Here is a 12,488-nt window from a genome sequence, read left to right as displayed (position 1 = left end):
CGCGCCTCAGCCCTTGCCGGTGGAGCCGAAACCGCCCTCACCCCGCGCGGTCTCGTCCAGCGCGGCGACCACCTCCCACCCGGCGCGAAGCACCGGGGCGATGACCGCCTGCGCCACCCGCTCGCCATGGCGGATGGTATAGGCCTCGGGGCCGAGGTTGATCAGCGGCACGCCCAGGGGGCCGCGATAGTCGCTGTCCACCGTGCCCGGCGTGTTCGGCATCGAAATGCCGTGTTTCGTCGAAAGGCCCGAGCGCGGGCGGACCTGCATCTCGTATCCCTCGGGGATCTGGACCCGCAGCCCCGTCGGGCAGATCGCGCGCCCCATCGGCGGCAGGATCAGCCCCTCCTCCCGGATCCCGGGCGGCAGGTTGGCGCAAAGATCGGCGCCCGCCGCGCCCGCGGTCTGATAGGCGGGCAAGGGCACCGAAGGGTCGGCCCAATCCTCGCGCAGAAGCTTGATCGTCACATTCATGCCCTGGCCTTTCCCTTGGCTTGGCGATTCCGTCCTGCGGCCTGTCCGCTGTCGGGGCCGATTTCGTTGCCGGGCCCCGGATCGTGCCGGGCACCCGGCCCGGGCGCCTCGATGCGGGGCTTTGGCGCCGCGCCCTCCGGGTCGGCCAGCGCCCCGGCGATCCGCGCCGCCAGACGCGCCGCCACTTCGGCCTTGGCCATGCGCGGCCAGGTCTCGGCCCCCTCGGCGGTGATCAGCGTCACCGCATTTTCCGCCCCCCCCATGATCCCTGTCGCGGGCGAGACGTCATTGGCCAGGATCCAGTCGCAGCCCTTGCGGGCGCGCTTGGCGGTGGCATGCTCGACCACCCGCTCGGTCTCGGCGGCAAAGCCCACCACCAGCGCGGGCCGCCGGGCGGATTGCGAGACGCGGGCAAGGATGTCGGGGTTCTCGGCGAATTCCAGCACCGGCATCCGGCCCGACCCGTCCTTCTTCATCTTTTGCGCCCCGGCATTGGCCACCCGCCAGTCGGCCACCGCCGCCGCCATCACCGCCGCATCGGCGGGAAGTGCTGCCTCGACCGCGGCAAGCATCTGGGCGGCGGTCTGGACCCGGACGACATCGACGCCCGCGGGCGGCGGGACCTCGGCCGGGCCGGTGACGAAGCTGACCCGCGCGCCAAGGTCGCGCAACGCCGCCGCCAGCGCCGTGCCCTGCGCGCCGGAGGAGCGGTTGGCGATATAGCGCACCGGGTCGATGGGCTCATGCGTCGGGCCCGAGGTGACGAGGACATGGCGCCCCGCCAGCGGACCATCAGCAGGCGGGCCCTCGGCAGGCGGAGTTTCGGCAAGCGCCGCCTCGATCGCGCGCAGGATCTGCGCGGGCTCGGCCATCCGGCCGGGGCCGTATTCGCCGCAGGCCATCTCGCCCTCGTCCGGGCCGACGACCAGGATCCCGTCCTCGCGCAATGTGGCAAGGTTGCGCCGGGTCGCGGGGTGGTCCCACATCCGCACATTCATCGCGGGCGCGACCAGGACGCGCTTGTCGGTCGCCAGCAGCAAGGTCGCCGCCAGATCCCCCGCCTGCCCCCCCGCCATCCGGGCCATCAGATCCGCCGTCGCGGGCGCCACCACCAGCAGGTCGGCGGCGCGCGAAAGCTGGATATGGCCCATCTCGGCCTCGTCGGTCAGGTCGAACAGATCCTGGTAAAGCCGCTCTCCCGCAAGGGCCGAAAGCGACAGCGGCGTCACGAATTCCGCCCCCGCCCGGGTCAGGACCGGCGTGACCGAAGCGCCGGATTTCTTCAAAAGCCGCACCAGTTCCAGCGCCTTGTAGGCCGCGATGCCGCCGCCGACGATCAAGAGTATCCGCTTTCCGACCAGCATGGGCACCTCCGGGCTGAGGATGCGGACCTTAGGCGCGGGCGCGGGGGAACTCAATTCCCCGCATCGGCGGCGCCCTTCCGCCGCGCGCCCGGATCATCACATTCCGTGATGGCCGGGGCCACAAAGCATCGTTTCCGCCACCGGGGCGCCGGGGCTAGTCTCCCGCCAGACCCCGAGCCGCCCCCGACCCAAGCCGCCCCCGAAAGGACCAGAGCATGACCCATGACCTCGTGATCGGCGACCGCGCCTATTCAAGCTGGTCCCTGCGCGGCTGGCTGCTGTTCGACGCCTTCGGGATCGCGGTCCGCACCCATCGCGCGCGGCTCTATACCGACGAACTGCCGCGCCTTCTGGCACAGGGCTATTTCCCCGGCCGCACCGCCCCCACCCTGCGCACGCCCGAGGGGACGGTGATCCCCGAGACCATCGCCATCGCCGAGGAACTGGCCGCCCGCCACCCCGAGGCCGCGATCTGGCCGCGCGATCCCCATGCCCGCGCCACCGCCCGGGTGCTCGCGGCCGAGATGCACGCCGGTTTCGCCGCCCTGCGCGATCATTGCCCGATGAACCTGCGCGCCTCCTACACCGGCTGCGCGCCGGGCGAGGCGGTTCTGGCCGATCTGGCGCGGATCGAGGCGCTGTGGGACTGGGCGCGCGAGACCACGGGGTCGAAAACGCCCTGGCTTTGCGGCGATTATTCGGCGGCGGATGCGTTCTTCGCGCCAGTCGCCGCCCGGATCGCGGGCTACGGCCTGCCGGTGGGGGCGCGCGCCTCGGCCTATGTGAACGCGCATCTGTCGCATCCCTCGTTCCGGCGCTGGCGGGCGATGGGGCTGGTGGACGGCCCCGACCAGCCGTTCTACCGCCGCGACTGGCCGCGCCGCGACTGGCCCGGGCCGGTGCCGCTTGCCGCCCGCGCCGTGAAGGGGCACGAGGCCGAGAACGCCGCCTGCCCCTATTCGGGCGCGCCCGTGCGCGACGTGCTGGAGATCGCGGGGCGGCGGATCGGCTTTTGCAACCCGTTCTGCCGCGACAAGACCGCCGCCGACCCCGAGGCCTGGCCCGCCTTCATGGCGCTTTATCGCGGCGCGGCGGGTTGAGGGCGGCGGGCTGATCGTCCGGGGCCTCGCCCCGGGGTCTCGTCCGGGGCCGCGTGAAATTTACCTTTCCCTAACCATTCCGACCTATCCCGTTGACCAGGGTGAACGCAGCGGGGTCGGGGATGGTGGCGCGGGCCTATACGGTGGCCTTCGAAGGGGTCGAGGCCCGCATGGTCGAGGTGCAATGCGCCGTCTCGGCCGGAAGCCCGCTGTTCACCCTGGTCGGCCTGCCCGACAAGGCGGTGTCCGAAGCGCGCGAACGGGTCCGCACCGCGCTGCAATCCTTGTCCATCGCGCTGCCCTCGAAACGGATCACCGTCAATCTCTCGCCCGCCGACCTGCCGAAAGAGGGCAGCCATTTCGACCTTGCCATCGCGCTTTCGCTGCTGGCCGCGCTCGGGATCATTCCCGCCGATATCGTGGAGCAGACGGTGGCGCTTGGGGAATTGTCGCTCGACGGGCGGCTGGTGCCGGTCCTGGGCGCGCTGCCCGCCGCCATGGCCGCCGCCATCGAGGCGCGGCCGCTGCTCTGCCCGCGCGCCTGCGGCCCCGAAGCGGCCTGGGTCGGCGCCGCCGAGGTGATCGCCGCCGGGTCCCTGGCCGAGGTGGTGCGCCATTACACCGGCCAGTCGCCCCTGCGCCCCGCCGAGGCGGGCGCGGCGCTGCCCCGCCCGCCCGGGCGCGACCTGGCCGAGGTCAAGGGCCAAGAACGCGCCCGCCGCGCGCTTGAGGTCGCGGCGGCCGGGCGCCACCACCTGCTGATGGTCGGCCCGCCGGGATCGGGGAAATCCATGCTGGCCGCGCGGCTGCCCGGCATCCTGCCGCCGCTGTCGCCCGCCGAGGCGCTGGAAACCTCGATGATCCACTCGCTGGCCGGGCTGCTCTCCGGCGGCGGCATCTCGCGCGAGCGCCCGTTCCGCGAGCCGCATCACACCGCCTCGATGGCGGCGATCGTCGGTGGCGGGCGCAGCGCCAGGCCCGGCGAAATCGCGCTGGCGCATAACGGCGTGCTGTTTCTAGACGAATTGCCGGAATTCTCGCGCCAGGTCCTGGATACGCTGCGCCAGCCGCTGGAGACCGGCGAGGTGATGGTCGCGCGCGCGAATGCCCATATCCGCTATCCCTGCCGCCTGCTGCTGGTCGCCGCCGCCAATCCCTGCCGCTGCGGCCATCTGGCCGATGCCGCCCGGGCCTGCGCCCGCGCGCCGGTCTGCGGCACGGATTACCTGGGCAAGATCTCGGGCCCGCTGATGGATCGGTTCGACCTGCGGGTCGAGGTGCCGCCGGTGGCCTGGAGCGACCTCGACCTGCCCGCGCGCGGCGAATCCACCGCCAAAGTCGCCGCCCGGGTGCTGGAGGCGCGCGCGCTCCAGACCGAGCGGCTGGGCCATGACGAAACCCCCGGCAGCGGCGCCGCGCGCTCGAACGCCGATCTGAACGGCGCGGCGCTGGAACGCTTCGCCACCCCCGATGCGGCGGGCCGGGCCCTGATCTCGCGCGTGGCCGAGCGGATGGGCCTTTCGGCGCGCGGCTATCACCGGCTGCTGCGGGTCGCGCGCACCATCGCCGACCTGGACGGGTCGGATGCGGTCGGCGCGCCGCATGTCGCCGAGGCGGTCAGCTTCCGCCTGACCTCCGGGCGCGAGATCTAGCGACGTAACGAGAGGGGCTTGGAAAGGCACCGCAAGACGGAGCCCCCGGGGAGAGACCCCGCGATGGGGAAGACGGGGCGATGGGGAGAACGGGGCGATTGGGGGAGGACGGGGGATGGGGGAAGACGGGGCGACGGAAAATGCGCGGCCCGGGCCCGCCCGACCCACGCAAGGCTGCGCCGGGACAAGGCGAGAGCCGCGAAAATCACCCCCAACCCGGCACAGGAGCACTGGGGGCCATCCGCGTTCGGCACCGATCCAAGACCCGGACAGCCCCGCCGCATCCGCCAGCCGTGGCCGTCTATTCCTCCGCCTGTCCGTCGAGCGCGCAAGCAAACCCCGCCATCCGCCGGATCGCCGCCCGCGCCTCGGGCAGCCAGGGCGCGAGCCAGGGCAAGGCATGGGGGGCATCGGGCAGGACATCCAGCTCGACCCGCCCGCCGCCCGCCCGCAGTTTCTCGGCCATGCGCAGGGAATCGCTCAGAAGCACCTCGGAATCGCCCACGAGGATCAGCGCGGGCGGCGGCGCGGGAAACCGGCCGAAGAGCGGCGACAGCCGCGGATCCCCGGCGGCAAGATCGCCCCGCAGCCGCTCGATCAGGCCAGGCATCACCTCCGCCGGGATCATCGGGTCGCGGGCCGCATTGGTGACGAGGCTCTCGCCCGAAAGCGTCAGGTCGGTCCAGGGCGAGGCGAGAAGCAGCCCCGCGGGCAGATCCTCGCCCGACCCGCCCAGATGCGACAGCAGCGCGAGCGCGAGCCCGCCCCCCGCGCTGTCCCCGCCCAGGATGATCGAGCAGGCGGGACGGCTGCGCCGCAGATCACGCCAGAATGCCAGGACGGCCTCGAACCCGGCCGGGGCGGGATGTTCGGGCGCCAGCGGATATTCGGGCAGGACCACCGCCATGCCGCTCGCGCGCGCCAGCCGCCCGGCCAGGCCGCGATGGGTGAAACGGCTGCCCGCGACATGGGCGCCGCCGTGCAGCCAGAGGATGATCCGATCCCCCCGCGCCCCGTCCCGCCTCCCGCCCCCGGGCCGGAACCAGTCGCCCTCCCGCCGGACGCCGCGCGGCACGCCCTGGCCAAGCGCCGCCAGAACCATCGCCACCCGAAGCGCCCGGATTGGCACCCGACGGGCGCCGAGCCGCGCGCCGAGGGGGCGCAGCACGGCGCGGCCCAGCCGGTTCAGCGCGGCCTGGGCCCGGCTCATCCCGCGCGTCTGGCCTCGATCACCTCCCAGATGCGGGCGGCGGCATTGGTGCCGTCGAACCGCTCCAACTCCTGGATGCCGGTCGGCGAGGTGACGTTGATCTCGGTCAGCCAGTCGCCGATGACGTCGATGCCGACGAAGACCTGGCCGTTGTCGCGCAGGGTGGGGCCGATGCGGGCGCAGATTTCAAGGTCCCGCGCGGTCAGGCCGATCTTCTCGGGCCGCCCGCCGACATGCATGTTCGACCGCGTCTCGCCCGCCTGGGGCACACGGTTGATCGCGCCCACGGGCGCGCCATCGACAAGAATCACCCTCTTGTCGCCCTGTGAGACCGCAGGCAGGAACTTCTGCACGATCATCGGCTCGCGCGACATCGAGGTGAAAAGCTCATGCAGCGAGGCAAGGTTGCGGTCGTTCGGGTCCAGCCGGAACACCCCCGCCCCGCCATTGCCGTAAAGCGGCTTGAGGATGATATCGCCATGGCGGGCCTTGAAGGCGCGGATCGTGTCCAGATCGCGGGCGATCGCGGTCGGCGGCGTCAGGTCGGGAAAACGCAGGACCAGCAGCTTTTCGGGAAAGTTGCGCACCCAGAACGGATCGTTGACCACCAGGGTCCCGGGATGGATCAGCTCCAGCAGATGGGTCGAGGTGATATAGCCCATGTCGAAGGGCGGATCCTGGCGCAGCCAGACCACATCGAATTCGGCCAGATCCACCTCGGTCTCGGGTCCATAGCTGACGTGATTGCCCTCTTCGTACCGCAACTCGATCGGGAAGCCGCGCGCGACCACCCAACCCTCGACGAAGGCCAGCCTGTCGGGCGTGTAGAAGAACAGCGAATGTCCCCGCGACTGCGCCTCCAGCGCGATGCGAAAGGTCGAATCGGCATTGATATTGACCGACCCGATCGGGTCCATCTGCAAGGCGACTTTAAGGGCCATGATGCGCTCCGGCGGCTGTTCCGGCGTCCTTGATGGACCAAGCGCCCGGGGGATGCAAACGACGCCGCGTCACGGGAACAGGCTTCCCGGTCAAGCCAGTTCGGCGGAACGTCTTTCACCCCTTCGGCCGGGTTTCAGGCCAGGCCCGCCATATAGGCATTCTCGACGATCTCGACCCGGCCCATCCGGTCGACCAAAGCCAGATCGAATCGCATGTCCACGTCGAGATGGCCGTAGCGCCGGGCAAGATAGCGATCCGCCGTGGCCGCGATCCGCCGCCATTGTGACGGGCCGATCCGCGTCGCGGCCAGATCATGGGTCGGCGCGTGTTTCACCTCGACGAAAACCAGCGTGCCATCGGCATCGTCCACGATCAGATCCACCTCTCCTCCGGTCGCGCGCCAGCGCCGGGCGGCGATCTCGCCGCCGTTCCCGCCGTAGTGCCGGGCGACCGCCTCTTCGGCGGAATGGCCGGAATGGAAATTCGCCAGCCCCCGGGCCGCGCGGCGCAGGGTTTCCGGCGACGGGCCAGGGGCCACGCCGGGCCCGATCCGGGCATGGTCCGGCCCGATGGCGGTCCGGGGGACTGTCTGGTCCAGAATGAAATCAAACGGCATGTCCGACCTTTCGTGTGCCGCGCCGTTCAGCCCTCTCTGTCCAGCGCCATCCGGTAGACCAGTTTTCTGGTCACACCCAGATCTTGCGCCACGAAACTTACCGCATCCTTAACGCTCATGGATTTCAGCGCCTCTTCAAGGGCCGCCTGGATGCTTTCGGGGCTGGCGGCGCGGGGAGGCGCGCGATCGATGACCAGCACGACCTCGCCCTTGATCTCGCGCCCCTCCAGCGCGACGGAAACCGTCGCCAGCGTGCCCCGGATCACCTCTTCATGGCGCTTGGTCAGTTCGCGGCACAGCGCGGCGGGCCGGTCGGCGCCGAAATCGGCCGCAAGCTCGCCCAGCAGCCGCGCCACCCGGCGCGGCGATTCGTAGAGCACCACCGTCGCCGCCACCTGCGCCAGCCCGGCGAGGAACCGGCGCCGTTCGCCGCCGGAGGCGGGCGGGAACCCCGCGAAGAGGAAGCGGTCGGTCGGCAGGCCCGCCACGCTCAGCGCGGCAAGGACCGCCGAGGCCCCCGGCGCGGCATGGACCGGGTGCCCCGCCGCCGCCGCCGCCCGCGCGAGGACGAAGCCGGGGTCCGACACCAGCGGCGTTCCCGCCTCGGAGGCGTAGGCGACCGATTTCCCCGCCGCCAGCGCGCCCAGGATCCTTGGCGCCACCGCCGCCTCGTTGTGGTCGTGCACCGCAAGCAGCGGGCGCCCGGCCAGCGCGATGCCGTGGATCTCCATCAGATGGCGCAGGGTCCGGGTGTCCTCGGCGGCAAGCATGTCCGCCCCGGCCAGAATATCGAGCGCGCGCAAGGTGATATCCCGCGCCGCCCCGATCGGCGTCGCCACCAGCCACAGGCCCGGCGGAATGCCCGCCCCGCCCGGTCCCCGCGTCGCCGGGCCCGGGGCTTCCCCCGCCCCGCCCTCCGCCGCCGCTGCGCGGGGAACCGCCGACCCGCCCCTCCGCGACAGGCCGCGAACCGCCAAGAAACCCGTCACCCCCGCAGCCCCTGCAAGTTTACTTCCGCACCGGAACCGACTAACTTGCCCACGATATCCGCGCCTTTCCTTGCGTGAGGGAGTTCCATGTTGTCCGCATTCCGTTCGGCCCGCAAGTCCTTGGGCCGCTTCCTTTTCGTCTTCCTCGCGCTCTTTGCCGCCGCCTGCGTGCCCGCGGGCGAGTCCTCCGCGCCGCGCGACACTCGCCCGGGCGCGGTCAAGGTGGCGCTGCTGGTCCCCGGCGGCTCCGGCAATGCCAGCGACCAGATCCTGGCCGACAGCCTTGTCAATGCCGCGCGGCTAGCGGCGGCCGATCTCTCGGGCGTCACCATCGACCTGCGCATCTACCAGACCGGCGGCAATCCCGCCCAGGCCCGGGCCATGGCGCTTCAGGCCGCGGACGAGGGCGCCGAGGTGATCCTCGGCCCGGTCTTCGCGCAGGAGGCGAATGCGGCAGGCGTCGCGCTGGCCGGGCGCGGGCTGAACGTGCTGGCCTTCTCGAACAACCCCGATATCGCCGGGGGCAATGTCTTCGTCCTGGGCCCGACCTTCGACAACACCGCCCGCCGCCTTTCCTCTTACGCCGTGCGCAACGGCAAGACCCGCATCATGATCGTGCATGAGCGCAACACCGCGGGCGAGCTGGGCGGCTCGGCGATCCAGCGCGGCGTCGCCGCCGCCGGGGGCACGGTGGTCGCGGTCTCTTCCTACGAATTCAGCCAGGCGGGAGTCGCCTCGGCCGCGCCGGGCATCGTCAGGACCGCGCGCGAAACCGGGGCGAACGCGCTTTTCCTGACCGCCGACACCGCGGGTGCGCTGCCGCTGCTGAGCCAGCTTCTGGTCGAGAACGGCGCCGATCGGGAGACCACGAAATTCCTCGGCCTGACCCGCTGGGACGTGCCGAGCCAGACGCTCGGCCTGCCCGGCGTGCAGGGCGGCTGGTTCACCCTGCCCGATCCCAACCTCTACGCCCAGTTCCAGGCCCGCTACGGCGCCGCATATGGCAGCCCGCCGCATCCGATCGCCGGACTGGCCTATGACGGGATCGCGGCCATCGGCGCGCTGGCCCGCCAGGGGCGCGGCTTCTCGACCGCCGCGCTGACCCAGGGGTCGGGCTTCGTCGGCGTCTCGGGCATCTTCCGGCTGCATTCGAACGGCACCAACGAGCGGGGCCTCGCCATCGCCGAAATCCGCAACAACCAGGTGGTCGTGATTGATCCCGCACCCCGAAGCTTCTCCGGTTCCGGCTTCTGAGGCCGGGCCGGGTGCCGCCGCCGCCATGACCACCGCCCCCGCCCTGCCCGCGACCGCCGCCACCCCCGATGCCGAGACGCCGGGGGTGCTGGGCATGCTGCTGGCCGCCGACAGCATCATCGACGCCGAAGCCCTGTCGCGGCGCATCCTGGACGCCATCGCAGCGCAGCGCGACACCCGCGAGGCCCGCGCCATCGCCGTGCGCGAGCTGACCGAGTCCCGCGCCCAGGGCAATGCCGCGCTGGCAGAGGCCTTCCTCGCCCAGCCCCTGGCCGCGCGCGAACTGGTCACCGGCCAGGCCCATCTGACCGACGGGCTGGTCGGCGCGGCCTTCGCCGTGGCGCGCCACCTGCATCCGCTGCCCAATCCGACCACCGCCGAGCGGCTGGCGGTCCTGGCGGTCGGCGGCTATGGCCGGACCGAGATGGCGCCGCATTCCGATGTGGACCTGCTGTTCCTGACCCCCTGGAAGATCTCGCCCTGGGCCGAGAGCGTGATCGAGACCATGCTCTACATGCTGTGGGACCTGAAGCTGAAGGTCGGCCATGCCTCGCGCACGGTGAAGGACTGCATCCGGCTGGGCCGCGCCGACATCACCATCCGCACCGCGCTGCTGGAGCACCGCTTCCTGGCCGGAGACACCGCGCTGGCGCAAGAGCTCGACACCCGCCTCTGGGCCGAGCTCTTCCGCAACACCGGCCCCGAATTCATCGAGGCCAAGCTTGCCGAACGGGCCGAGCGGCACAAGCGCCAGGGCAACCAGCGCTATGTGCTGGAGCCCAACGTGAAAGAGGGCAAGGGCGGGTTGCGCGACCTGCAGACGCTTTACTGGATCGGCAAATACCTTCACCGCGTGCCCAAGGCCGCGGGCCTCGTGCAGGCCGGGCTTTTCGAGCAGGAGGAATACGGCCATTTCCGCCGCGCCGAGGATTTCCTCTGGGCGGTGCGCTGCCATCTGCATTACATCACCGGCCGTGCCACCGACCAGCTCACCTTCGACCTGCAACCCGAAGTGGCCGCCCGCATGGGCTATCACGACCACAAGGGCCGCCGCGCGGTCGAGATCTTCATGCAGGACTATTTCCGCCATGCCACCCGCGTCGGCGAACTGACCCGCATCTTCCTGACCGAGCTTGAAGCCCGCCACGCCAAGCGCGAGGCCTCGATCACCGGCATCTTCAAGATGCGCAAGCGCGTCAAGCCAGAATACAAGATGGTCCAGGGCCGGATCGACGTGAAGGACCCCAAGGCCTTCCTTTCGGACAAGCTGAACCTTCTGCGCGTCTTCGAAGAAGGGCTGCGCACCGGCTATCTGCTGCACCCGAATGTGATGCGCCTGGTCACCGCCAATCTGGACCTGATCGACGACGGCATGCGCGAGAACCCCGAGGCGCGGCGCATCTTCCTCGACCTGCTGATCCGCCACGGCAATCCCGAACGATCCTTGCGCCGGATGAACGAACTGGGTGTGCTCTCCGCCTTCATCCCCGAATTCGAGCCGATCGTGGCGATGATGCAGTTCAACGTCTATCACCACTATACGGTGGACGAGCATACGATCCAGTGCATCTCGACCCTGGCGCAGATCGAACGGGGCGAGCTTGCGGACGAGCTTTACCTCAGCACCGGCATCCTCAAGGAAGGCGGCGTCAACCGCCGCGTGCTTTACGTCGCGCTTCTGCTGCACGACATCGGCAAGGGCCGCCCCGAGGACCATTCGATCCTGGGCGCCCAGATCGCCCGCCGCGTGGCGCCGCGCCTGGGGCTGAGCGACGAGGAATGCGAGACGGTGGAATGGCTGGTGCGCCACCACCTGCTGATGTCCGACATGGCGCAGAAGCGCGATATCGGCGATCCCCGCACCGTGCGCGACTTCGCCAAGGCGGTGAAGACCAAGAAGCGGCTGGACCTGCTGACCGTGCTGACGGTCTGCGACATCCGCGGCGTCGGGCCGGGCACCTGGAACAACTGGAAGGCCGCGCTGCTGCGCCAGCTTCACAACGTCACCGCCGAGGCGCTGTCGGGCGGCCTGGAATGCGTGAACCGCGACAACCGCGAGAACGAGGCCAAGCGCGCCCTGCGCGAAAGGCTTTCCGACTGGGAGGGCCCCGACCGGGAAGGCCCCGACTGGGAGGGCCCCACCTGGGAAAGCAAGGAGATCCGCGCCGAGATCGCCCGCCACTATCCCCCCTACTGGCAGGGCCTGCCCGGCGACACCCATCTGGTCTTCGCGCTTTTGCTGCGCGGGATCGGAGACAGCGAGATCCGCATCGACCTGCATCCCGACCCCGACCGCGACGCGACGCGGGTCTGTTTCGCCCTGGCCGACCATCCGGGCATCTTCTCGCGGCTGGCGGGGGCGCTGGCGCTGGTCGGCGCCAATGTGCGCGATGCGCGGACCTATACCTCGAAGGACGGCTATGCCACCGCCGTCTTCTGGATCCAGGATGCCGAGGGCAAGCCCTATGAGGCCTCGAAGCTTTCGCGCCTGCGCCAGATGATCGGCAAGACCCTGCGCGGCGAGGTCATCGCGCGCGAGGCCCTGAAGGACCGCGACAAGGTCAAGCGGCGCGAGCGCGAGTTCCGCTTCCCGACCCATGTCATGTTCGACAACGACGGCTCGGACATCTACACCATCATCGAGGTCGACACCCGCGACCGCCCCGGCCTGCTTTACGACCTGACCCGCACGCTGGCCGCCAGCAATGTCTCGATCGCCTCGGCCATGATCGCGACCTATGGCGCGCAGGTGGTGGACAGCTTCTACGTCAAGGACAGTTTCGGGCTGAAGCTGCACCAGCAGGCCCGGCAGGACAGCCTGGAGCAGAAGTTGCGCCAGGCGATCTCGGAAGGCGCCGAACGGGCAAAGGCCCGGGAATGAGCCGCC

The 12,488-nt window shown here is 70.7% G+C and carries 10 protein-coding genes; 4 read left to right on the top strand and 6 right to left on the bottom strand.

Going from position 1 to position 12,488, the window contains the following annotated elements:
• Positions 1-6 precede the first annotated feature (6 nt).
• Entirely contained in the window at positions 7-474 is a 468-nt protein-coding gene (dut, locus tag ABNX41_RS04070; RefSeq protein ID WP_438668441.1) for a dUTP diphosphatase, read from the bottom strand.
• Complete coding sequence (gene coaBC / locus ABNX41_RS04065) at positions 471-1,838, bottom strand: bifunctional phosphopantothenoylcysteine decarboxylase/phosphopantothenate--cysteine ligase CoaBC (RefSeq protein ID WP_438668440.1); 1,368 nt, start codon at positions 1,836-1,838, stop codon at positions 471-473. The genes dut and coaBC overlap by 4 nt, the downstream gene beginning before the upstream one ends.
• Before the next feature lie 215 nt (positions 1,839-2,053).
• Between coaBC and ABNX41_RS04060 the strand changes: the two genes are divergently transcribed.
• Positions 2,054-2,938: a glutathione S-transferase gene (locus ABNX41_RS04060; protein WP_438668439.1), complete on the top strand. Its 885-nt coding sequence runs from the start codon at positions 2,054-2,056 to the stop codon at positions 2,936-2,938.
• Between the two features lie 122 nt (positions 2,939-3,060).
• A complete protein-coding gene (locus ABNX41_RS04055; RefSeq protein WP_438668470.1) occupies positions 3,061-4,590 on the top strand; it encodes a YifB family Mg chelatase-like AAA ATPase in 1,530 nt (509 codons plus the stop codon).
• Between the two features lie 301 nt (positions 4,591-4,891).
• Here ABNX41_RS04055 and ABNX41_RS04050 read toward each other — a convergent pair whose 3' ends face one another.
• The 4 genes from ABNX41_RS04050 to rsmI form a co-directional block, all read right to left on the bottom strand.
• A complete protein-coding gene (locus tag ABNX41_RS04050) occupies positions 4,892-5,800 on the bottom strand; it encodes an alpha/beta hydrolase fold domain-containing protein (protein ID WP_438668438.1) in 909 nt (302 codons plus the stop codon).
• The gene (gshB, locus tag ABNX41_RS04045) at positions 5,797-6,741 is read right to left on the bottom strand and encodes a glutathione synthase (protein WP_438668437.1); all 945 of its coding nucleotides are present in this window, start codon (positions 6,739-6,741) and stop codon (positions 5,797-5,799) included. The genes ABNX41_RS04050 and gshB overlap by 4 nt, the downstream gene beginning before the upstream one ends.
• A 134-nt stretch (positions 6,742-6,875) precedes the next feature.
• On the bottom strand, positions 6,876-7,358 hold the full coding sequence (locus ABNX41_RS04040) for a YraN family protein (protein ID WP_438668436.1): 483 nt from the start codon (positions 7,356-7,358) through the stop codon (positions 6,876-6,878).
• Positions 7,359-7,384: 26 nt separating this feature from the next.
• The gene (gene rsmI, locus ABNX41_RS04035) at positions 7,385-8,206 is read right to left on the bottom strand and encodes a 16S rRNA (cytidine(1402)-2'-O)-methyltransferase (protein ID WP_438668469.1); all 822 of its coding nucleotides are present in this window, start codon (positions 8,204-8,206) and stop codon (positions 7,385-7,387) included.
• Positions 8,207-8,434: 228 nt separating this feature from the next.
• Between rsmI and ABNX41_RS04030 the strand changes: the two genes are divergently transcribed.
• Together ABNX41_RS04030 and ABNX41_RS04025 are read left to right on the top strand one after the other, a co-directional pair.
• Positions 8,435-9,601 (top strand): penicillin-binding protein activator, encoded by a 1,167-nt coding sequence (locus ABNX41_RS04030; RefSeq protein ID WP_438668435.1) that lies wholly within the window; start codon positions 8,435-8,437, stop codon positions 9,599-9,601.
• A gap of 25 nt (positions 9,602-9,626) precedes the next feature.
• Complete coding sequence (locus ABNX41_RS04025; protein ID WP_497883247.1) at positions 9,627-12,482, top strand: [protein-PII] uridylyltransferase; 2,856 nt, start codon at positions 9,627-9,629, stop codon at positions 12,480-12,482.
• Positions 12,483-12,488: the final 6 nt, after the last annotated feature.

The sequence above is a fragment of the Pseudogemmobacter sonorensis genome (genome assembly GCF_042762395.1).
GTDB lineage: Bacteria > Pseudomonadota > Alphaproteobacteria > Rhodobacterales > Rhodobacteraceae > Pseudogemmobacter > Pseudogemmobacter sonorensis.
Note: the sequence above shows the minus strand (reverse complement) of the source record. Positions and strands in the feature narration are given on the sequence as shown.